Raw genomic sequence first — 21,852 nt, forward strand, 5'->3', positions numbered from 1 at the left:
TGCCACCCCTCGTTTGTTTTGTGCATACCCTTTTCGGCTAGTGAAGTGAGGCAGAGTCATGGCGTCCCGGTTCGTGGACCGCGCGGTCATCCACCTGACCGCCGGTGACGGGGGCAACGGCTGTGCCTCGGTGCACCGCGAGAAGTTCAAGCCCCTCGGTGGCCCCGACGGCGGCAACGGCGGCAACGGCGGTGACGTCCTGCTGGTCGTCGACCCGAACGTGCACACGCTGCTGGACTTCCACTTCCGCCCGCACGCCAAGGCCGGCAACGGCAAGATGGGCCAGGGCAGCAACCGGGCCGGTGCGGCGGGGGAGACGCTGGTGATGAAGGTGCCGTCCGGCACCGTCGTGTTCACCGAGGACGGCGAGATGGTCGCCGACCTGATCGGCCCGGGCACCACGTTCGTCGCCGCCCAGGGCGGCCGCGGCGGCCTCGGCAACGCCGCGCTCGCGTCGAAGGCCCGCAAGGCCCCCGGGTTCGCGCTGCTGGGCGAGCCGGGCGAGGCCCGCAGCCTCACCCTGGAGCTGCGCTCGGTCGCCGACGTCGGCCTGCTCGGCTTCCCCTCGGCCGGCAAGTCGTCGCTGATCTCGGTGCTGTCCGCGGCCAAGCCGAAGATCGCCGACTACCCGTTCACCACGCTGGTGCCGAACCTCGGCGTCATCACCGGCGGCGACACGGTGTTCACGATGGCCGACGTGCCCGGCCTGATCCCCGGCGCGTCCGAGGGCAAGGGCCTCGGCCTGGACTTCCTCCGTCACATCGAGCGCTGCGCGGTGCTGGTGCACGTCGTCGACTGCGCCACGCTGGAGCCGGGTCGCGATCCGGTGTCCGATGTGGACGCGCTGGAGGAGGAGCTCGCCAAGTACACGCCCAGCCTGGGCGGCAAGCTCGAAGAACGTCCGCGCGTGGTCGTCCTCAACAAGATCGACGTCCCGGAGGCGGCCGAGCTCGCCGAGTTCGTCCGCCCCGACTTCGAGGCCCGCGGCCTGCAGGTGTTCGAGGTTTCGACGGCCTCGCGCAAGGGCCTGCGCGAGCTGACGTTCGCGCTGGCCGCGATCGTCGACAAGTACCGCGAGGCGCAGCCGGTGCTGGAGCCGGAGAAGATCGTCCTGCGGCCGCTGGCCGTCGACGACTCCGGCTTCACCGTCGAGGTCGACCCGGAGGAGGAGGGCGCGTTCATCATCCGCGGCGCGCGCCCGGAGCGGTGGATCCGCCAGACCGACTTCGGCAACGACGAGGCCGTCGGCTACCTCGCCGACCGGCTCAACCGCCTCGGCGTCGAGGACGAGCTGGCGAAGCTCGGCGCGCGGCCGGGCAGCCCGGTCACGATCGGCGACGTCCAGTTCGAGTGGGAGCCGTCGACGCCTTCGGTGGCGGTCCACCTGTCCGGGCGCGGCACCGACGTGCGGCTGGAGCGCACCGACCGGGTCGGCGCGGCCGAGCGCAAGGAAGCCCGCCGGATCCGCCGCGACGGCACCGGCGAGGACGACGACGAGCTGGACCTCGACGCGTGAGCGGCACCCGCGAAGCGATCGCGTCGGCCCGCCGGCTGGTGGTCAAGGTCGGTTCGTCGGCCTTGACGACGGCGGGCAGCGGGCTCGACGCGGCCCGGCTGGACGCGCTGGTCGACGCGATCGCCGAGCGCGTCGCCCGGGAAACCCAGATCGTCCTGGTGTCCTCGGGCGCGATCGGAGCCGGCCTCGCCCCGCTCTCGCTGGGCAAGCGCCCGCGTGACCTGGCCACGCAGCAGGCGGCGGCGAGCGTCGGGCAGCTGGCGCTGGCGCACGCGTACGCCGAGTCGTTCGGCCGGTACTCGTTGACGGTCGGGCAGGTGCTGCTGACGTCCGACGACGTCGTCCGTCGGTCGCACTACCGCAACGCGCAGCGAACGTTCTCGCGGCTGCTCGCGCTGGGCGCGGTCCCGGTGGTCAACGAGAACGACACGGTGGCGACCGAGGAGATCCGCTTCGGCGACAATGACCGCCTGGCGGCCCTGGTCGCCCACCTGATCGGCGCCGACGCGCTGGTCCTGCTGTCCGATGTGGACGGCCTGTACGACGGTGACCCCCGCAGCGGCGCCACCCGCAAGCTGACCGAGGTCCTCTCGGAGTCCGATGTGGACGGAATCTCGGTCGGCATGTCCAGCTCGGGCCTGGGAACGGGCGGCATGGTCTCGAAGCTCGCGGCCGCCCGCACGGCGGCCGGAGCGGGCATCCCGGTGCTGCTGGCGGCGGCTTCGGAGGCTTCGGCGGCGTTGACGTCGGCGTCCCCCGGAACGGCGTTCGCCCCGGCGGACACCCGCCTGTCGGCCCGCAGGTTCTGGCTGGGCTACGCGGCGGACACGACGGGCAAGCTCCGCCTCGACGACGGCGCGGTGACGGCGGTGGTCCGCCGCCGCCGGTCCCTGCTGGCGGCCGGGATCACCGGCGTGGACGGCGAATTCCAGGCGGGCGACGTGGTCGACCTGGTGGACGCCAAGGACCGTCCGGTGGCCCGCGGAGTGGTGGCGTTCGACGCCACCGAGCTCCCGGACCTGATCGGCCGCTCGACCCCCGAGCTCCCGGAGGAGCAGCGGAGAGAGGTCGTCCACGCCGACGACCTGGTCCCCCTCCGCCGCTGACCCCCGTGTCGACCCTCCCCTCACGCGTGATGCCCCCTCAATCACGTGTGATGCCTCCCCGATCACGCGAGACCCGCCTCTGATCACGCGAGATCCGGCTTCGATCACCCGAGATCCGCCTGGGATCACGGGTGATACCCGCCTGTGGCCGGCGCTCCGGCCGAAAGCGCCGCCGTACTCAGCCCAGCGAGACCAAGCGGGCGCCGCCGTCGGCTTCCAGGACCGTGCCGGTCAGGTTCCGGTTGGTCGCCGCCAGCGTCACCACCTCCGCCACGTCGTCCGCCGTCGCCACGCGGCGGGACGGGAGTGAAGCCGCCGCCTGCGCGAAGAACCCTTCGCGCACCTCGTCCGGGAAGCCGCTCCACCACGCCGTGTCGACCACGCCCGGCGACACCGCGTTGACCCGCCGCGGCGCCAGCTCCACCGCCAGGGGCTTGACCAGCGCTTCGACCGCCGCATTGATGGCGCCGATGCCCGCGGTGCCGGCCATCGCCGCCCGGGCCGTGATCGCGCTGAGCAGCGTGATCGACCCGTCCGCGGCCAGGTGCGGCAGCACCGCCTGGATCGTCGTGAGGTGCGCCCAGAACTTCGCGTCGAACGCCTGCCGCAGCACCGCGAGGTCCAGCGCGTCGATCGGCCCCATTCCCTCGGCGCCGGACAGGCTCACCACCAGCACGTCGACCGTCCCCAGCGTTCCGGCCAGCGTGGCCATCGCCTCGGCGTCGCCGCCGTCGGCCTGGTGCCCGGTCAGTTCCGGATCGCTCGAAGCGACGTCGTCGAGGCGCGCCTTGTCGCGCCCGGTGACGTGGACGTCGTATCCCCGCTGCTGCAGCCGCCGCGCGGTTGCCAGGCCGATGCCCGAGGTGCCGCCGGCCACGAGAGCGATGCTCATGTCTTGTTCCCCATTTCGAACCGGTACGTCTCGTTTCGAATTCGACGCTACCATCGGATGCCATGACCGACCAGTCCCGCCCCGGCCGCAAGCGCAGCGAGCACAGCCGGCTGGCGATCCTCGCCGCGACGCTCGACCTGGTCGCGGAGGCCGGCTACGGCGCACTGACGATCGAAGGCATCGCGGCGCGTTCGGGTGTCGGCAAGCAGACGATCTACCGCTGGTGGCCGTCGAAGGCCGACGTCCTCCTCGACGCGCTCGCGACGAAGGCGGACCTGCAGATCCCGATCCCCGACGCGGGCTCGTTCCGCGCCGACCTCGGGCACTTCCTGGACAGCACGTTCGAGCTGGGGGAGAAGAACCAGGTCGCGGACACGCTGCGGGCGCTGATGGCGCAGGCGCAGATCGACCCGGAGTTCGGCCACCGCTTCCGCGAGGACTTCCTGTACCGCCGCCGCGAAGCGCTGGGCACGATCGTGGACCGCGCCCGCGAGCGCGGCGAACTGCCGGCCGGTGTCGCTCCCGGCACGATCATCGACGTCGTCTTCGGCACGCTCTGGTACCGGCTCCTCGCGACGCGGGAGCCGATCGGCCGCGGCCTGGCCGGCGAACTGGTGGCGCTACTGGCGGGTCAGGGCGCCTCGACCGACTCGGCCTCCGGTAACGCGTCGAGGATCACGACGCGATCCGGTCCGCTTTGATCGTGAGCAGCAACCGCGTCTGGTCGCGCCCGCCCCACCACGGGTACGGGCCGCCGAGGTAGCGCTGCGCCAGCGCCTCGATGTGCTCGACGGCGCCGTCCTCGGTCGTGTCGATGACCCGCCCGCGGATCGCGTAGTAGCGCGACGGCCGCTCGCGGTCGGCGACGTTGAGCGCCACCCGCGGGTCACGCGCGATGTTGCGCTGCTTCTGGTGGCCCAGCACGGTGTTGACGAGGATGTGCGTGCCGTCGGTGTCCACCCAGGTCTGGGTGAGCTGCGGCGAGCCGTCCGGCATCAGCGTCGACAGGAAGCACAGGCTGGGCGCGCGCAGCAGAGTGAGCAGGTCGCCGGGCAGTTCCACAGTGGTCTCCCGCTAGAGCTGGTCGGGCGCTTCGATCCCGAGCAGCGAAAGCCCGAGCGCAAGCGTGTTCGACGTCAGCGTAGTCAACCTCAGCCGTGACGCGCGCAGCTCCTCCGTCGCGGCCTTCAGGACCGGACAATCGTCGTAGAACCGGGAAAACGCGACGGCCGTTTCGTACAGGTAAGTACACAGCTTGTGCGGCGCGTACGCGGCTGTCGCGGCCTTCACCGCTTCGCCCAACCTGAGCAGCTTCAAGGCCAACGCCCGTTCCGCCGGCGCTTCCAACAGGATCTCCGCGCCGCCGGGCGCCCCGCCCGCCTTCTGGAGGATCGACTGCGTCCGCGCGTGCGCGTACTGCAGGTACACCGACGTGTTGCCCTCCTTGGCCAGCATCCGGTCCCACGCAAAGACGTAGTCGCGTTCGCGATCACCGGACAGGTCGGCGTACTTGACGGCGCCGATGCCCACCGCCCGCGCGACTTCCGCCTGCCCCGCCGCATCGAGTTCACTGCGTTCGGCGACGACAGCCGCGGCCTGTGTCACGGCTTCGGTGAGCAGGTCGGCCAGCTTGACGGTCTCGCCGGCCCGGGTCCGCATGGCCTTGCCGTCCGCGCCCAGCACGGTGCCGAAGCCGATGTGCTCCGCGTGCCCGGTCAGCCAGCCCGCCGCGCGGCAGGCGGCGAACAGCATCGCGAAGTGCTGCGCCTGCGGCGCCCCGACGACGTAGAGCAGGTCCGTGGCGCCGCGCTCGGCCGTCCAGTACCGGACGGTCGCCAGGTCCGTGGCCGCGTACCCGTAGCCGCCGTCCCGCTTGCGGACGATCAGCGGCAGCCGGTCGCCTTCGCGGTTGCGGAACCCTTCGGGGAACACGCAGATCGCGCCGTCACTGACCTCGGTCAGTCCGGCGGCTTCGAGGTCGTCGACGACCGCGGCGAGGTACGGGTTGTAGAAGCTCTCCCCGTAGATGTCCTCGGTCGTCAGGGAAATCCCGAGCAGGTCGTAGACCTCGTCGAAGTGCCGGGTCGACTCGTCGACGAGCTCCTGCCAGACGGCGAGGGTCTCTTCGTCGCCGCTCTGCAGCTTGACGACGCGCGTGCGCGCCCGCGTCGCGAACGCTTCGTCGCTGTCGAACTTCCGGCGTGCTTCGCGGTAGAAGGCGTCGAGGTCGGCGATCGTGCGTTGCCCGGCGGAGACGTCGAGGAGGTGCTCGATGAGCATGCCGAACGGCGTGCCCCAGTCGCCGAGGTGGTTGTGCGGCAGTACTTCGTGGCCGGCGAACCGCAGCAGCCGGGCGAGGGCGTCGCCGATCACGGACGAGCGCAGGTGCCCGACGTGCATTTCCTTGGCGACGTTCGGGCTGCTGTAGTCGAGCGCGATCCGGCGGGGCGCGGGGGTTTCCGGCACGCCGAGACGCGGATCGCCGAGCAGCGCGGCGGTGCGCGCCTGCAGCCATTCCGTGCGCAGCACGAAGTTCAGGAAACCCGGCCCGGCCACTTCCGGCGGATCGGCGATCCCGTCCAGCACCAGCGCCCCGGCGATCAGCGCGGCGACCTCGCGCGGCGGGCGGCCGAGCTGCTTGCCCAGGCTCATCGCGAGGTTGGCCTGGTAGTCGACGCCCTCGCGCGGGGACGCCTGGACGAGCGCCTGTTCCGGCGTCAGTTCGACGTCCAGCGCCCGGCCGGCGGCGGTCACCACGCGGCGCGCCAGCTCCTCGGTGACGTCGGCGGTCTGCTGCACGGTGTCCCTCCTTCGGCTCGGTCGCGGGAAGCCCGCAGCGTAGCGAGCGTGACCGGCCGACGACGAAGGGTTTACCGCAGCTCGCTGCCCTTCGTTTCCGGGAGCGTGAGGATCACCGCGAACGCGATCGCGGCGCCCACGGCGACGTACCAGAAGTAGAGCGTCTGCGAGACCGCGCCGAACAGGGTGATGAGCAGGGGAGCGGTGCCGCCGAAGATCGCGACGGTCAGGTTGTACCAGGCCCCGATGCCCAGCGCGCGCAGTTCGGTGGGGAACAGCTCGCTCATGATGGCCGGCGCGATCGACGTCATGGCCGTGTACAACCCGAGCCCGACGCAGAACACCACGAGCAGCCCGCCGAAGTCCGGACCGATCAAAGTGGACAGTGGCACGACGACCACCGCGGTCACCCCGGACCAGACCAGCAGCTGCGGCTTCCGCCCGGCCCGGTCGGCGAGCGCGCCCATCGGGTACTGCAGCGCGATGAACAACGCCGTGCCGACCGACAACGCGAGGAAGACGGCGTCCGCGTCCGCGTGCCGGTTCTTCACCGCGAACGACGTCAGCGCGCTGAAGAACGTGTAGTAGCAGAGGGTCGAGAGCATCGTGAAGCCGACGAGCCTGCCGACGGCCTTGGGGTGGTGCGTCAGCGTCGTCAGCAGCGGCCGTTCGAGCTTGCGCGCCTTCGCCTTCGTTTGCTCGAACAGCTCGGTCTCGGCGATGCTCCGCCGCAGCCACAGGCCGACCAGGCCGAAGACCCCGCCCAGCAGGAACGGCAGCCGCCAGCCCCACGACGCGAGCTGCGCCTTGTCCAGCGTCCGGGCCAGCACGAACCCGAGCACGGTCGCGACCAGCACGGCCGACCCGGTCGAGATGTAGAAGAACGCCGAGTACCGGCCACGCCGCTCCGGCGGCGCGATCTCGCCCAGGTAGGCCGACGCGTTCGACACCTCCCCGCCGAGCGACAGCCCCTGCGCGACACGCGCGAGCAGCAGCAGGATCGGCGCAAGCCACCCGACCTGCGCGAACGTCGGCAGCAGCCCGATCGCCACCGACCCGCCCGCCATGAGCAGGATGGTGAGGATCATGGCCGGCTTCCGCCCGCGCGTGTCCGCGAAGCGCCCGAGCAGCACCCCGCCCAGCGGGCGGAAGAAGAACGCGAGCGCGTAGGTGGCGAACGTGTTGATCAGGGCGAGTGTGTCGTTCCCGGCGGGGAAGAACGCACTGGCGAAGTAGATGCTGAACGTCGCGTAGATCGTCCAGTCGAACCACTCCAGCGCGTTGCCGGCGCTCGCCGCGAACAGCTTGCGCACCGGCAGCCGGTGGCGCTGCGACACCTGGACGGCGGATTCGGTCATGGCGGCCTCCACGTCACCCGAAGGTGGAACGGGACTTTGCCACATTCCTTCGCAGTGCGAAAGATCCTGACTGTTTGGTTTGCTCGTGCTCCTCCTTCCTCAGGCCGTGCTGGCCAGCGCGAACGGCAGCACCGCGGGCGCCCCGGCCCGCCGCAGCAGCCGCGCGGCCAGCGTCATCGTCCAGCCCGTGTCGATCACGTCGTCCACCAGCAGCACCGGCCCGGACGGCAGCACGTCCGCGAGGTCGGTCGGCATGCTCAGCCGTCGCCACAGGTCCGCCAGCCGTTGGGCGCTGTTCGCCTGACGCGGGGGCGGCCCCTCGGCGTCGAGCGCCCCGAGGAAGTCCAGCCTGCCGACCTCGGCCAGCCGCGTCGCCAGGCTGTACACGAGCTGTGGGCGCGTCTCCGACGGAACGGCGACCACCGCGACCGGCCGTTGCGCCCACTGCCACCCCGCGAGCACCTGAACGCACGCCTTGAACACCGAGTCCGGCACCTCGGCGTCCGCCGCCTGCGGACCGACGAGCTCCCGCAGCCGGTTGCCCCACCCGACGTCGGTGAGGCGCCCGAGCACCTGGCCCGGCTCGGCCTGGTCGTCGGCCGAGATCCGCCCGGACACCGGAACGTCCAAAGAGGACATCCCAGTGGGCCACTGCTTCCGCGGCGCGACCTCGACGCCGGGCCGCTGCAGCCGTTCGCGGGTCGCCTCGGCGACGTCGTCGGCCACCGACGTGTCCCAGTGCTGCCCGGTGCAGTTGTCGCACCGGCCGCACGGCGCCGCCTCGGGATCGTCGAGCTGGCGCCGCAGGTACTCCATCCGGCAGCCGCCGGTGGCGAGGTAACCGAGCATCGCCTCCTGCTCGCGATCGCGCGCCTCCGCCACCCGCTTGTACCGCCCGCGGTCGTACTGCCACTCCTCACCCGTGCTCGTCCAACCGCCCTTCACCCGCCGGACCGCGCCGTCGACGTCCAGGACCTTGAGCACCATTTCCAGCCGCGACCGGGAAAGCTCGACCGACGGCTCCAGTGCGGCCGTCGAAAGCGGACGGTCGGCGTAGGAAAGGGTGTTCAGCACCTGGGTCACCCGAAGCTCGTCCGGGAAGGCCAGGGACCCGAAGTACGCCCAGATCGCCTTGTCCTCCTCACCGGGCAGCAGCACGACCTCGGCGCGCTCCACACCACGCCCCGCGCGGCCGACCTGCTGGTAGTAGGCGATCGGCGACGACGGCGCGCCGAGGTGCACGACGAACCCGAGGTCCGGCTTGTCGAACCCCATGCCCAGCGCGGACGTCGCGACCAGGGCCTTGACCCGGTTGCCGAGCAGGTCGTCCTCGGCCGCCTGCCGGTCGGCCGGGTCGGTCTTGCCGGTGTAGGCCGCCACCGGGTATCCGCGGTCTTTCAGCAGCGAAGCGACGTCGTGCGCCGCCGCCACGGTCAGGCAGTAGATGATCCCCGAACCCGGCAGCTCGGCCAGGTGCTCCGCGAGCCAGGCCAGCCGCGCCTGCGACGTCGGCAGCCGGCACACCGACAGCCGCAGGCTTTCGCGGTCGAGGCTGCCGCGCAGCACCAGCGTGTCCCCGCCGGTGCCGAGGCCCAGCTGCTCGGCGACGTCGGTGACCACGCGGTCGTTCGCCGTCGCCGTCGTCGCCAGCACCGGCACGCCTTCCGGGAGATCGCCCAGCAGCGTGCGCAGCCGCCGGTAGTCCGGCCGGAAGTCGTGGCCCCAGTCCGAAATGCAGTGTGCCTCGTCGACCACCAGCAGCCCGGTGCTCGCGGTCAGCTTCGGCAGCACGTTGTCGCGGAAGTCCGGGTTGTTGAGCCGCTCGGGGCTGACGAGCAGGACGTCCACCTCGCCCGCCGCGACCGCCGCCTGGACCTGGTCCCACTCCTGCGGGTTCGCCGAGTTCATCGTCGCCGCGTGGATCCCGGCCCGCGCCGCCGCCGAGATCTGGTTGCGCATCAGGGCGAGCAGGGGCGAGACGATGACCGTCGGCCCGCTGCCCTGCTCGCGCAGCAACGCCGTGGCCAGGAAGTACACCGCCGACTTGCCCCACCCGGTGCGCTGCACGACCAGCGCGCGGCGCCGCTGCGCGACCAAGGCCTCGATGGCCGTCCATTGGTCTTCGCGCAGCTTCGCCGCGTCGCCGGCCAGTGCCCGGAGGAGGGTCTCGGCGCGGTCGCGGAGTGCTGAGGTGGTGCTGGTCGTGTCCACGTCCCCACGTCTACCCCATGACACCGACAGACCGGGAATCGGCGGCGCCGCGAACGGAGGGTTCCGGACGCATACGGGCCGTAATGTGACCTGAATCACGCGTACTGACCGGTAGACTTCCCGGTCGGGCGAGGTGGCGCACAGCACCCCGAATCCCGGCCCTCCGCTGTATAGGCTCTCCGGTCATGTCACCACGGCGGATCGGGGTCATGGGCGGCACCTTCGACCCCGTGCACCACGGCCACCTCGTCGCGGCCAGTGAGGTCCAGTCCCGGTTCGGGCTCGACGAAGTGATCTTCGTCCCCACCGGGCAGCCGTGGCAGAAGACGGCCCGCGAGGTGACGAAGGCCGAGGACCGCTACCTGATGACGGTGATCGCGACCGCGTCCAACCCGGTCTTCTCCGTCAGCCGCGTCGACATCGACCGCGGGGGCCCGACCTACACCGTCGACACCCTGCGTGACCTGCACGCCGAGTACCCCGAAGACGAGCTGTTCTTCATCACCGGCGCCGACGCGCTCGAACAGATCCTGACCTGGCACAAGGCCGAGGAGCTGTTCGACTTCGCGCACTTCATCGGCGTCACCCGGCCCGGTTACCGGCTCAACTCCCACCACCTGCCGAGCGGCAAGGTGAGCCTGGTCGAGGTCACCGCGATGGCGATTTCCTCCACGGGCTGCCGTGACCGGGTCGAACGCGGGGAGCCGGTCTGGTACCTCGTGCCCGACGGCGTCGTCCGCTACATCGCCAAAAAGGACCTTTACCGGAAGAGCGACTGAACCCCTGCCGGTGCCTGCGGGTACCCTTCTCGGGCGAACCCGATCTGGAAAAGGAGCACCGTGGCAGCCACGTCCGAGGCTCGAGAGCTGGCCGTAGCGGCCGCCCACGCGGCGGCGGACAAGAAGGCCAGCGACGTCGTCGTGCTGGACGTGTCCGAACAGCTCGTCATCACCGACGCCTTCGTCATCGCCTCCGCGTCCAACGAGCGCCTGGTGGGCGCGATCGTCGACAACGTCGAGGAGAAACTGCGCGAGAGCGGGCACAAGCCGGTCCGGCGCGAAGGCGCCCGCGAAGGGCGCTGGGTCCTGCTCGACTACGTCGACGTGGTCGTGCACGTCCAGCACGTCGAAGAGCGCACCTTCTACGGCCTCGAGAGGCTGTGGAAGGACTGCCCGCGCATCGAGGTGGCCGGCCTCGAGGAGCCACCCGCCGACGAGGACCCGGACGTCCCGTGAGCCCGCGGCGGCTGGTGCTCTGGCGGCACGGTGAGACGGACTACAACGCCGCCGGGCGGATGCAGGGTCACCTCGACTCGGCGCTGACCCCGCGCGGCTGGAACCAGGCCCGGTTCGCGGTGCCCGCGCTGGCCCGCTTCTCGCCGGACCTCGTCATCGCCTCCGACCTGCGCCGGGCCACCGACACCGCCACCGTGCTCACCGACGCCATCGGTGTCCCGCTGCGGATCGACAAGCGGCTGCGCGAGACACACCTCGGCGAATGGCAGGGGCTCACCGGCGAAGAGGTCGACCAGGCCTACCCCGGCGAACGCGACCACTGGCGCACGGACGCGACCTGGGCCCCGCCGGGCGGCGAGAGCCGGGTCGACGTCGCCGAGCGCGCGGTCGAGGTCGTCACCGACCTGCAGCAGGCCAATTCCGCGGTGGGCGACACCGTGCTGCTGGCCGCGCACGGCGGGCTGATCATCGCGCTGACCGCGCGGCTGCTGGCCCTGCCGGTCGCGACCTGGCCGTCGTTGGGCGGCATCTCGAACTGCCACTGGGTCGAACTGGGCCGCCGCGACGGGAAGTGGCGGCTGCACGCCTACAACGCGGGGATGCACGGCTAGCCGATGGGGCCGCGCCTGCTGGTGTTCGGCGATTCGCTGAGCTTTCACGGTCCGGAAGGGCCCTGCGCCGCGGACGAACCGCGGCTGTGGCCGAACGTCGCCGCTGCCGCGCTGGGCGGCACCGCGGACCTGGTCGCGGGCATCGGCTGGAACGCACGGGACGCCTGGTGGTCGCTGACCGGCGACCCGCGGGTCTGGGCCGACCTGCACCACGTCGACGCGGTCGTGTTCGCGATCGGCAGCATGGACACGCTGCCCTCGCCGCTGCCGACGTACCTGCGCACCGGCCTGCGCTACCTGCGGCCCGACCCGGTGCGCCGCGTCGTGCGCAAGGCCTACCTCGCGGCGCAACCGCGGCTGGCGGTGGCACTGCGCGGGCGGCCCGCGGTGCTGCCGGCGAAGCTCACCGTGCAGTACCTCGACACCGCCGTGGGCGCCCTGCGCGTGCTGCGGCCGGGGCTCCCGATCTTCGGCTGGCTGCCGTCGGTCCACCGCGCGGCGGCCTACGGCGGCGTGCACACCGCGCGCCCGGCCGCGGCGGCGGCGATGACCGCGTGGAGCGCGCGGGCCGGAGTGCCCTTGCTGGACCTGGAAGCCGTCGTGGGCGAGCACGTGCTCAGCGGGGCGGGCAATCCGGACGGCATGCACTGGGGCTGGGCGGGGCACGCCGCGGTGGGCGAGGCGATGTCCGCGTTGCTGGCGCCGGTGGCGGCCCCCGGCCACGTAGGCTGACGGCGTGTCGGTCGCCGTAGTCACGGATTCCACCGCCCACCTGCCGGAGGGCTTCGCCGAACGGCACGCGGTCCGGGTGGTGCCCCTGCACGTCCTGGTCGACGGTGTGGTCTCCCTCGACGGCGTCGAAACCGGGCCCGCGGCGGTCGCGGAGGCGATGAAGCAGCGGAAGATCGTGACGACCTCGCGGCCGACACCGACCGAGTTCGTGAAGGAGTACCAGGCGGCCTTTGCCGAGGGCGCGGACGCCGTCGTGTCGGTGCACCTGTCGCGCGAGCTGTCGGGAACCTGGGAAGCGGCGGTGCTCGCGGCGCAGGAGGTGGGCCCGGAGCGGGTCCGCGTCGTCGATTCGCGGACCACCGCGATGGGGCTCGGGTTCGCGGCGCTGCACGCCGCTTCGGCGGCTGCCGCCGGGGCTTCGGCGGCCGAGGTCGAGGCCGCGGCGGTGACGGCGGCGGGCTGCTCGTCGACGTTGTTCGTGGTGGAGACCCTGGAGCACCTGCGCCGCGGCGGCCGGATCGGCCCGGCGGCAGCGCTGCTGGGTACGGCGCTGGCGGTGAAGCCGGTGCTGCACATGTCCGACGGCCGCATCCTGCCGCTGGAGAAGGTCCGCACGATGAACCGGGCGATCGCCCGCCTGGTGGAGCTGGCGGCCCAGGCGGCGGCCGAGGACGACGTCGAGCTCGCGGTCCACCACCTCGCCTCGCCGGAGCGGGCGGTCGAGCTCGCGAACCGCCTGGAGGAGGCCGTGCCGCGTTCGGCGGGCTGCGTGGTGTCCGAGCTGGGGGCGGTGATCGGGGCGCACACGGGTCCCGGCGTGCTGGGCGTGGTCGTCCAGCGGACGGTCCCGAGCTAGCCCGGCTCCGGGAAACCATCCACAACACCCCGGTTGTCCACAGGACGCGACGCCACCCCTGTCGGACCCCTCCCCGCGGGCCCTAACGTCGATCGTGTGTTCGAGCAGTCCGCCCGGGATCCGGGCTCTCCCGTCAACGACCGGCTGTCCTGGCTGGCCGACCAGCTCTCGCCCGACGCGAGCACGGTCGGCCCGGGCGGCCGGTTCATCCGGCGCTGGCTGCCGGGCGGAGCGGCCGGAGCAGGCCGCCGCCGCTGGGCACTGGCCGGCGTCCTGGCCGCGGTGGTGGCGATCACCCTCGCAGCGGTGGCACTGGCCGGCACCGGCCCGGCACCCGAGCCACCGCCGGCACTGCCGGCGGCAAAACCGGCGGCGGAGGCCCGCGCGGCGCCCCCGGCGGGCTTGGTGATCAGCGTGATCGGCCGCGTCCGCTCGCCGGGCTTGATCACGGTCCCCCAGGGCGCCCGCGTGGCGGACGTCCTGAGGGCGGCAGGAGGCCCCGAGCCGGGAGCGGACGTGGGAACCTTGAACCTGGCCCGCAAGGTAGCGGACGGCGAGCAGGTGGCAGTCGGCATCCCGGCCCCACCGGCACCGGACCCAGGCTCCCCGGCGCCAGGAGGAAAACTCAACCTCAACACGGCAACGGCCGACCAGCTGGACACCCTTCCGGGAGTGGGAGAGGTAACGGCCAAGCGAATCGTCCAATGGCGTACGGACCACGGCGGCTTCGCCAAGGTGGAGCAGCTGAGGGACGTCGACGGTATCGGCGAGAGCCGGTTTGAGAAGCTCCGCGAGCAGGTGACGGCCGGATGACCACCATCCCCGCACCCGAGGCCCGCCAGGCGGTTTCCGCGTGGCAGGAAAGCGCGCTGGGCGCCGACCCCGCACCCAACACCCGCCAGGACGTGCGCCTTTCGCGCGGCAAGGAAGCGCCCGTGGGCGCCCCCCGCACCCAGCACCAGCGAGGACATGCGCCTTCTGCATGGCAGGGGAGCGCCGCTGGGCGCCCTCGCACCCAACACCAGCGAGGACATGCGCCTTCCGTGTGGCAGGGGAGCGTCTCCGCGCGGCGGGTCGTCGCCGGCCCTGATCCGGGGCGCTGGCCGGGCGTCCCTGTCTTCTGGAGCGAGCGGCAGACTGTCGCCAGCTCTCCCTGGCGGCAGCCGGATGGTCCGCTTCGCCGGTGCGAGCGGCAGGCTGTCGCCGGCTCTCCGTGGCGGCAGCCGGATGGTCCTCTTCGTCGGCGCGAGCAGTACTTCCGCCCCTGCCTTGCGGGGGCAGGCGGGCGTGCTCGCTTGCCAGCAGCGGCTACGGCCGGCGATTCACGTCTGCTCCAGTGTGGGCAAGCATGTTCGGTCCCTGGAGTTGGCGGCCGGATGAGCACCTTTCCCGCACCCGTCTCCCGCCAAGACATGGGGCTTAGGCGTGTCGGGGGAGCGACCCTAGGCGCCCGCGCCACCTGCCAGGGCGTGTGCTTTCTGCATGGCAGGGGAGCGCCGCCGGGTGCCCCCGCACCCGATATCCGCCAGCACATGCGCCTTCCGCGCGGCAGGGGAGAGTTCCCGGGCGGTGGGTCGTCGTCGGCGCTCATCCGGGGCACCAGTCGAGCGGTCCCCTTGTCCGGAGCGAGCGGCAGGCTGTCGCTGGCCCGTAGCAGCAGCCGCACGGCCTTTTCCGCTGGAGTGGGCGGCAGGCCCTCCGCCCGTGTCTCGCAGTGGCAGGCGGGCGTGCCCGCTTACCGGCGGAGGCAACGGCAGGCGAGGGCGGTCCGCGTCTGCTCCGGTGCGGGCAAGCGTGTTCGCTACCCGAAGGTGATGGCCGGATGAACACCATCCCCGCACCCGACACCCGCCAGGACATGCGGCTCATCCCAGCCGCAACAGCATGCTGGCTGGCCGCCTTGTCCGGCCTGCTCCTCGGCTGGTGGATCGCACTCGCCACCGGCCTCGCCGCGGCAATCCTCGCCGTCCTGATCCTATGGCGTGCCCGACGAAACCCCCGGGCACGCGACACCGCAGCAGCCCTCCTGATCCTGGGCCTCCTGGCTGCCGGCCCCATCTCCTGGCGGATCCGCGACGCCCAGCGAGACGAGCTTCGCACAGCCGCGACCGAAGGTCGCCCGGCGGCGCTGCGAGTCACCATCGCCGAGCGTCCGAAACCCGTACGCAGCGCCGGATACGCCGACCAGCAAGCAGGAGCCCGATCGGTGGTGCTGGCAGCCGACGTACACACGGCATCGGTCGACGGACAGCCTGTCTCCACAACCGGTCGCATCCTGCTGCTGGCCCCAGTCACACAGTGGGCGCCCCTGCTGCCAGGCCAAGAGGTCACCGCAACCGGCATGCTCATGCCCCCGCGAGGCGCGGACCTGACCGTCGCCGTGCTGTCGGTCCGCGGCCCACCCGCCGCGCCCGGCCTGGCACCATGGTGGCAACAGGCGGCAGCACAACTACGCTCAGGCCTTCACGACCTGTGCCAAGCCCTCCCGGACGAACCCGCCGGACTCCTCCCGGGCCTGGTCCTGGGCGACACGAGCGCGTTGTCCCCACGCGTCGAGCAGGAGTTCGTCGCCGCCGGGCTGGCGCACCTCACCGCCGTCAGCGGGGGCAACCTCGCGGTCGTCTGCGGGGCAGTCCTGCTCCTGTTGCGCCTGCTCCGGCTCGGCCCCCGGCTGTCGGCCACAGCGGCCGGGGCGTGCCTGGCGGGATTCCTCGTCCTGGTCGGCCCGGAGCCGAGCGTGCTGCGCGCGGGCGTCATGGCCGCCGTCACTCTCCTCGCCCTGGCGCTGGGACGCCGCGGATCTGCGCTCCCCGCGCTGGCCTTCGCGGTGTGCCTGCTGGTGGTGGCGGATCCAGCAATGGCCACGGACTTCGGCTTCGCGCTCTCGGTCTGCGCCACCGGCGGGCTGGTCCTGCTCGCGCCCCGCTGGGCCGACGCCCTGGTCCGCCGCGGGGTGCCGCCGGGGTTCGCCGAAGGGCTGGCGGTCCCGCTCGCGGCCTTCCTGGTGACGGCGCCCGTCCTGGCGGGCATGGCGGGCTCGGTGAGCCTGGTCTCGGTCCTGACCAACGTCCTCGCCGCACCCGTGGTGGCCCCGGCGACGGTGCTCGGCGTGCTGGCGACGGTCACCGGCCCGTGGTGGCCGGGCGCCGGGAAGGTGCTGGTGCACCTGGCCGATCCCGAGGCGAGGTGGCTGATCACGGTGGCCCGCCACGGCGCGCGAGCCCCGGGCGCCGTCATCGCCTGGCCGGGCGGCTGGCTGGGTGGGCTCCTGGCCGCCGCCGTCCTCGTGGGGCTGGTGCTCGCGGTCCGGCACCGGCGGGTGCGGGTGCTGCTGGCCCTGCTCGTCGCCGGTGCGCTGCTGGTATTCGTGCCCGTCCGGGTGCTGGCGCCGGCGTGGCCACCGCGGAACTGGGCAATGGTCGAGTGCGACGTCGGACAGGGCGACGCGGTCGTGCTGGCCACCGCCGATCCGGGGCGCGCGGTCGTCGTGGACGCCGGGCCCGAGCCGGGGCCGGTCGACGAGTGCCTGCACCGGCTGGCCGTCGACCGGATCCCGCTGCTGGTCCTGAGCCACCTGCATGCCGACCACATCGGCGGTCTCGCCTCGGTCTTCGACGGCCGCACGGTCGGCGCGATCGCCGTCGGCCCGGGGCGGTCGCCGGGGTGGGCGTGGCGTCAGGTCGCCGCCGAGGCGGCCCGGCAGGCGGTCCCGCTGGTGGAGCTCAACCCGGGCGAGCGGCTCGACTGGCCCGGCCTGGCGCTCGAGGTCCTGGGCCCGCGCTACGTCCCGGCCCGCGCGGACGGCCCCCAGGACGGCACGACGATCAACAACAGCTCGGTGGTGCTCCGGGCCGAGACACCGGCGGGTCACGTCCTGCTGACCGGTGACGTCGAACTGGCCGCGCAGGCCGACCTGCTGGCCGACATCGGCAATCTGAAAGCGGAGGTGCTGAAAGTACCCCACCACGGCAGTCGCTACTCGCTGCCATCGTTCCTCGCGGCGGTGGCTCCACGGGTGGCGATGGTCAGCGTGGGCGCGGGAAACACATACGGCCACCCGAGCAAGTCCACAATGGACACGCTGGTGGCGCTCGGCGCACGAGTCACCCGAACCGACCTGGACGGCGACACGGCGGTGATCACCGGAGCGGCAATAGTGCGCCGGGGCGAGCCGCGTGGGCCGCCCCGGCGGTGACAGCCCGCGGCGCGCCTGAGCCCCGGGGCGGGCCGAGGTGCCCGCCCCGGGCGGTGCTCAGTAGCCGAGGGCCTCGTTCACGGCCGCGGCCGACGGCGGCAGGGTTGCCTTGGGGCCGACGTGGTTCTCGATCGCGTCGAGGGTCTTGAGGCCGTCGCCGGTGATCAGGAGGACCGTCTCGGCGTCCGGGTCCAGCTTGCCCGTCTCGACCAGCTTCTTCGCCGTGGCGACGGTGACCCCGCCCGCGGTTTCGGTGAAGATGCCTTCGGTGCGGGCCAGCAGGCGGATGCCCTCGACGACCTCTTCGTCGGAGACGTCCTCGATCGCACCGCCGGTGCGGTTGACGATGTCGAGCACGTACGGCCCGTCGGCCGGGTTGCCGATCGCCAGCGAACGGGCGATCGTGTCCGGCTTCACCGGCTGGACCACGTCGTGGCCCTCGCGGAACGCGGCCGACACCGGCGAGCAGCCGGTCGCCTGCGCGCCGAACACCTTGTACGGGCTGGCTTCCACGAGACCGAGCTGGCCCAGCTCGCGGAAACCCTTGTCCACCTTGGTCAGCTGCGAACCGGAGGCGATCGGGACGACGATCTGCGGCGGGATGCGCCAGCCGAGCTGCTCGGCGACCTCGAAGGCCAGCGTCTTCGAGCCCTCCGAATAGTACGGCCGGACGTTCACGTTCACGAACGCCCACTTCGGGTGCTCACCGGCGAGCTCGGTGGCGAGGCGGTTGACGTCGTCGTAGTTGCCGTCGATGGCGAGGAGGTCGCCGTCGTACACCGCGGTGGTGAGGATCTTGGCGCGCTCGAGGGTCTTGGGGATCAGCACGACCGACCGCCAGCCGGCGCGGGCCGCTGCCGCGGCCGTCGCGTTGGCCAGGTTGCCGGTCGAGGGACACGCGAGCACCTCGAACCCGAACTCGCGGGCCGCGGCCAGCGCGACGGCGACCACGCGGTCCTTGAACGAGTGCGTCGGGTTGCCGGTGTCGTCCTTGACCCACACGCGCTTGAGGCCGAGTTCCTTGGCGAGGCGGTCGGCGCGCACCAGCCGCGTCGCGCCCGGCTCGGTGTTCGGGATCTCTTCGACGTTGGACGGAACGGGAAGGAGTTTCTTGTAGCGCCAGATGTTCTTGGGGCCGGCTTCGATGTCTTCGCGGCGGACGCGGCCGAAGTCGTAGGCGACCTCGAGCGGCGAGAAGTCCTCGGCGGAGACGAATTCCGGAGCGAGCGGCTGCCGGTGGCCCTCTTCCTTCGACACCAGCTCGACGGCCGGACCGAGATCCGGGGTCTTCGTGGTGGAGGTCGTGCCGAGGGTGGCGGTCATCGCGAGGTTCCTTTCCTCATCTGCCCCGCCGAAGCGGGCCGGAATTGGCACCGTGGTCGTCAGCTATCCCGCGATCGCGGGATGACAGGCTGTACGCCGGTTGCCGGGGCTTCGTCGGGCCGTTCCCTCTGCCCCTCTGGATGAGCGGTATTCGGTTGTCGGTGCCACGCGCCGGAGATCCGGGGCGGCTGCCTCGGCTACACCGTACGACATCGCGCTCGGCCCGTGCCACGGTGGCGGCCCGACATCACCGGAGCGGGCGCACAAGAGCGCAAGTGAGAGGATTTCGGGGTGACCGCGCAAGCCACCGCCCCGGCCCCGCTGCACCTGGTGCTGGGAGAGGAAGAACTGCTGATCGAGCGGGCCGTCCGCGAGACGCTCGCCGCCGCCCGCGCGACGGACGCGACCGCGGAGCTGACCCGGGTCCGGGTGTCCGATCTCACAGCGCCTGAGCTGGCCGAACTGGTCAGCCCGTCGCTGTTCAGCGAGGGCCGGGTGATCGTTCTCGAGTCGGCGCAGGACATCTCGCAGGAGCTGTCCGACGCCGTCGCGGCCTACCTGAAGGACCCGGCGGACGGGGTCGTGCTCGTCGTCGTGCACACGGGTGGCGGCCGCAGCAAGGCGGGCAAGTCACTCCCCGCGACGCTCAAGAAGGCCGGCGCCGAGATCACCGAGTGCCCGAAGCTGACCAAGCCGGCCGAGCGGGAGCAGTTCGTGCGCCACGAGGTCCGCCGGGTGGGCGGCAAGATCGACCCGGCCGGGGTCGCCGCCCTGCTCGACGCCGTGGGCTCCGACCTGCGGGAACTCTCGTCGGCGGCGACGCAGCTGGTGGCGGACACGGGCGGTGCTGTCGACGCCGATGCGGTCCGCCGCTACCACCGAGGCCGCGCGGACGTGACGGGGTTCGCGGTCGCGGAGAAGGCGGTCGGCGGCGACCGCGCGGCGGCGCTGGAGTCGCTGCGGTGGGCGATGCAGCTGGGTGTCCCGCACGTCCTGGTGGCCGACGCACTGGCCGACGCGGTCCGCACGATCGCCCGGGTCTCCGGCGCGGGCCGGGGCAACCCGAACCAGCTGGCGGGCGAGCTGGGGATGCCGCCGTGGAAGATCCGCAAGGCCCAGGGCCAGTCCCGCGGCTGGAACCCGGACGGCCTGGCCACGGCGATGCGCGTGGTCGCCCGGCTGAACGCCGAGGTCAAGGGCGTGGCGGCCGACCCGGGCTACGCGCTGGAACGAGCGGTCCTCGAGGTGGCGGCAGCCAAGGGCGACCGCTGATCGCTGCCCACCGGCACGAGCTACTCGCGGCCGCTGGCAGGGCCGCGCCGCCACAGGCGGTCGCTCTGGGCTATTCGCAGGGGCCTCACCGGCGCGAGCGGCTCGGTGGTCGCCAAGCTCGCGGCCGCTGTCTGCATCGCTCCGGGGTAGTTGCCGGCGCCGACCGCAGCCAGGCCCTGGCGCCGGGTCCGCGCCGGGCGCCGCCCTAACGCGGTCCAAGACACGAAGAAGGCCCCGGCCGAAGCCGGGGCCTTCTCAGAAATCAACCAGCTCAGAGCGCGTTGACGCGCTTCGCGAGCGCCGACTTCTTGTTGGCGGCCTGGTTGGCGTGGATGACGCCCTTCGAGACGGCCTTGTCCAGCTTCTGGGCGGCGTCGCGCTGCAGCTCGGCGGCCTTGGCCTTGTCGCCGGCCTCCGCAGCTTCGCGGACCTTGCGGATCGCGGTCTTCACCGAGGACCGGATCGCCTGGTTGCGCTGACGCGCCTTCTCGTTCGTCGTGATGCGCTTGATCTGCGACTTGATGTTGGCCATAGGGCAACTCCTGTTTCACTCGGTGAGATCGCCGCCGCGCTGAAGTGGCCCCGCGAAAACGCGGGTTTCCTCCATGACGGAATGCCGCACGGGCAGCGAGCCGTCACTCTACCAACCCGGCCACGCGCGGCCGGAGCCGGGAGTACCGTGGGTGACGGCAGTGCCTAGGGTTCCGTCGCCGGTCCGCGCAGCCAGAGCATTCGGTGCAGCCCGCACCACACAACCAGGGCCGGCGGGGCTGGTCCGAGCGGCACCATCGGCGGGCCCGGACGGCCGGTCGTTCATCTGACGGGGCAAAAGCCTGGAGGACCCGGTTTTCGCGCGCGCGAAAACCCACGAAAGGGTCCCGTGAACGCCACCGCGCTTTCCCTCGTCCTCGTCGCCGCCGTCGTGCACGCCGTGTGGAACCTCGCCGCCAAGCGGGTCACCTCGGGCGGCACCCAGTTCGTCTGGCTCTACTACACCGCCAGTGCCGTCCTGCTGCTGCCGATCACCATCGTGCTGGTCGCGGTCGAAAACCAGCGTCCACAGTGGAGCTGGCTGCTCGCCGCCGTCGTCACCTCTCTGCTGCACATCGCCTACGGGATCGTCCTTCAGCGCGGATACCGCGTCGGGGACCTCTCCGTCGTCTACCCCGTCGCGCGCGGTACCGGGCCGCTGCTTTCCGTGCTGGCCGCCGTCCTGGTGCTCGGCGAACGGCCCGGCCCTCTCGGGCTGCTCGGCGCGTTCCTCGTCGTCGCCGGGGTGCTGGTGATCAGCACCGGCCGCAAGGCCGAGGACCCCGGGGCCGTCAAAGCCGGCGTCCTCTACGGCCTGCTGACCGGGGCCGTCATCGCCGGGTACACGCTCTGGGACGCGCACTCGGTGACCGGCCTCGGCGTGCCGCCGGTCGTCTACTTCGGCCTCGGCTCGATCCTGCAGAGCGTGCTGCTCGTGCCCGGCGCACTGGCCGACCGCGCCCAGGTGCGGCGGCTCTGGCGCGAACAGCGCCGCGAAGTCCTCCTCGTCGCGGTCCTGTCGCCGATCGCCTACATCTTCGTGCTGTTCGCCCTCACCATGGCGCCGGTCAGCCTGGTCGCGCCCGCCAGGGAGCTGAGCATCGTGCTCGGCGGCCTCGCCGCGTGGCTGGTCCTCGGCGAGCGGGACGCCGTGCGGCGGCTGGCCGGGTCGGTGATCGTGCTGTCCGGCATCGCCGCGATTGCGGCCGCCTGAAC

The 21,852-nt window shown here is 72.2% G+C and carries 19 protein-coding genes and 1 riboswitch; of the genes, 12 read left to right on the forward strand and 7 right to left on the reverse strand.

What is annotated here, in order from left to right; genetic code table 11:
- Nucleotides 1-58: 58 nt before the first annotated feature.
- Nucleotides 59-1,516 (forward strand): GTPase ObgE, encoded by a 1,458-nt coding sequence (obgE, locus tag ABZX11_RS19880; RefSeq protein WP_354914760.1) that lies wholly within the window; start codon nt 59-61, stop codon nt 1,514-1,516.
- Nucleotides 1,513-2,622, forward strand: a complete 1,110-nt coding sequence (gene proB / locus ABZX11_RS19885; RefSeq protein ID WP_354914762.1) for a glutamate 5-kinase — start codon at nt 1,513-1,515, stop codon at nt 2,620-2,622. The genes obgE and proB overlap by 4 nt, the downstream gene beginning before the upstream one ends.
- A 178-nt stretch (nt 2,623-2,800) precedes the next feature.
- Here proB and ABZX11_RS19890 read toward each other — a convergent pair whose 3' ends face one another.
- Nucleotides 2,801-3,514: an SDR family oxidoreductase gene (locus ABZX11_RS19890; RefSeq protein ID WP_354914764.1), complete on the reverse strand. Its 714-nt coding sequence runs from the start codon at nt 3,512-3,514 to the stop codon at nt 2,801-2,803.
- A gap of 62 nt (nt 3,515-3,576) precedes the next feature.
- On the opposite strand from ABZX11_RS19890, the gene ABZX11_RS19895 reads away from it, so the two are divergent.
- A complete protein-coding gene (locus tag ABZX11_RS19895) occupies nt 3,577-4,215 on the forward strand; it encodes a TetR/AcrR family transcriptional regulator (RefSeq protein ID WP_354914766.1) in 639 nt (212 codons plus the stop codon).
- On the opposite strand, the gene ABZX11_RS19900 is transcribed toward ABZX11_RS19895, so the two are convergent.
- The 4 genes from ABZX11_RS19900 to ABZX11_RS19915 all read right to left on the reverse strand — a co-directional run bounded on the left by ABZX11_RS19900 (nt 4,190) and on the right by ABZX11_RS19915 (nt 9,882).
- Complete coding sequence (locus ABZX11_RS19900) at nt 4,190-4,576, reverse strand: PPOX class F420-dependent oxidoreductase (protein WP_176171775.1); 387 nt, start codon at nt 4,574-4,576, stop codon at nt 4,190-4,192. The two genes, ABZX11_RS19895 and ABZX11_RS19900, sit on opposite strands and share 26 nt — an antisense overlap.
- A 12-nt stretch (nt 4,577-4,588) precedes the next feature.
- The gene (gene argS / locus ABZX11_RS19905; RefSeq protein WP_354914768.1) at nt 4,589-6,313 is read right to left on the reverse strand and encodes an arginine--tRNA ligase; all 1,725 of its coding nucleotides are present in this window, start codon (nt 6,311-6,313) and stop codon (nt 4,589-4,591) included.
- Between the two features lie 71 nt (nt 6,314-6,384).
- The gene (locus tag ABZX11_RS19910; protein WP_354914770.1) at nt 6,385-7,671 is read right to left on the reverse strand and encodes an MFS transporter; all 1,287 of its coding nucleotides are present in this window, start codon (nt 7,669-7,671) and stop codon (nt 6,385-6,387) included.
- A gap of 99 nt (nt 7,672-7,770) precedes the next feature.
- Complete coding sequence (locus ABZX11_RS19915; RefSeq protein WP_354914772.1) at nt 7,771-9,882, reverse strand: RecQ family ATP-dependent DNA helicase; 2,112 nt, start codon at nt 9,880-9,882, stop codon at nt 7,771-7,773.
- A gap of 185 nt (nt 9,883-10,067) precedes the next feature.
- On the opposite strand from ABZX11_RS19915, the gene nadD reads away from it, so the two are divergent.
- The 7 genes from nadD to ABZX11_RS19950 all read left to right on the forward strand — a co-directional run bounded on the left by nadD (nt 10,068) and on the right by ABZX11_RS19950 (nt 17,511).
- Entirely contained in the window at nt 10,068-10,661 is a 594-nt protein-coding gene (gene nadD / locus ABZX11_RS19920) for a nicotinate-nucleotide adenylyltransferase (protein WP_176171771.1), read from the forward strand.
- Between the two features lie 60 nt (nt 10,662-10,721).
- Nucleotides 10,722-11,117, forward strand: a complete 396-nt coding sequence (gene rsfS, locus ABZX11_RS19925; RefSeq protein ID WP_003067112.1) for a ribosome silencing factor — start codon at nt 10,722-10,724, stop codon at nt 11,115-11,117.
- Nucleotides 11,114-11,728: a histidine phosphatase family protein gene (locus ABZX11_RS19930; protein WP_176171770.1), complete on the forward strand. Its 615-nt coding sequence runs from the start codon at nt 11,114-11,116 to the stop codon at nt 11,726-11,728. The genes rsfS and ABZX11_RS19930 overlap by 4 nt, the downstream gene beginning before the upstream one ends.
- 3 nt (nt 11,729-11,731) lie before the next feature.
- Nucleotides 11,732-12,460: a diglucosylglycerate octanoyltransferase gene (octT, locus tag ABZX11_RS19935; RefSeq protein WP_176171769.1), complete on the forward strand. Its 729-nt coding sequence runs from the start codon at nt 11,732-11,734 to the stop codon at nt 12,458-12,460.
- A gap of 4 nt (nt 12,461-12,464) precedes the next feature.
- Nucleotides 12,465-13,316: a DegV family protein gene (locus tag ABZX11_RS19940; RefSeq protein ID WP_176171768.1), complete on the forward strand. Its 852-nt coding sequence runs from the start codon at nt 12,465-12,467 to the stop codon at nt 13,314-13,316.
- Nucleotides 13,317-13,412: 96 nt separating this feature from the next.
- Nucleotides 13,413-14,129, forward strand: coding sequence for a ComEA family DNA-binding protein (locus ABZX11_RS19945; RefSeq protein WP_354914775.1), 717 nt, complete (start codon nt 13,413-13,415; stop codon nt 14,127-14,129).
- A 1,009-nt stretch (nt 14,130-15,138) separates the two neighbouring features.
- A complete protein-coding gene (locus ABZX11_RS19950; RefSeq protein ID WP_354914777.1) occupies nt 15,139-17,511 on the forward strand; it encodes a ComEC/Rec2 family competence protein in 2,373 nt (790 codons plus the stop codon).
- 57 nt (nt 17,512-17,568) lie between these two features.
- On the opposite strand, the gene thrC is transcribed toward ABZX11_RS19950, so the two are convergent.
- Complete coding sequence (thrC, locus tag ABZX11_RS19955; protein WP_033261177.1) at nt 17,569-18,834, reverse strand: threonine synthase; 1,266 nt, start codon at nt 18,832-18,834, stop codon at nt 17,569-17,571.
- A gap of 13 nt (nt 18,835-18,847) precedes the next feature.
- A riboswitch (SAM riboswitch) is annotated at nt 18,848-18,981 on the reverse strand.
- 144 nt (nt 18,982-19,125) lie between these two features.
- On the opposite strand from thrC, the gene holA reads away from it, so the two are divergent.
- Nucleotides 19,126-20,106: a DNA polymerase III subunit delta gene (gene holA, locus ABZX11_RS19960; protein ID WP_176171765.1), complete on the forward strand. Its 981-nt coding sequence runs from the start codon at nt 19,126-19,128 to the stop codon at nt 20,104-20,106.
- A 271-nt stretch (nt 20,107-20,377) separates the two neighbouring features.
- Here the strand turns inward: holA and rpsT are convergent, their stop codons facing one another.
- On the reverse strand, nt 20,378-20,638 hold the full coding sequence (gene rpsT, locus ABZX11_RS19965; RefSeq protein WP_091316168.1) for a 30S ribosomal protein S20: 261 nt from the start codon (nt 20,636-20,638) through the stop codon (nt 20,378-20,380).
- Between the two features lie 348 nt (nt 20,639-20,986).
- On the opposite strand from rpsT, the gene ABZX11_RS19970 reads away from it, so the two are divergent.
- A complete protein-coding gene (locus ABZX11_RS19970) occupies nt 20,987-21,850 on the forward strand; it encodes a DMT family transporter (RefSeq protein ID WP_354914780.1) in 864 nt (287 codons plus the stop codon).
- Nucleotides 21,851-21,852: the final 2 nt, after the last annotated feature.

It is taken from the genome of Amycolatopsis sp. NPDC004169 (assembly GCF_040610315.1).
Classification (GTDB): Bacteria; Actinomycetota; Actinomycetes; order Mycobacteriales; family Pseudonocardiaceae; genus Amycolatopsis.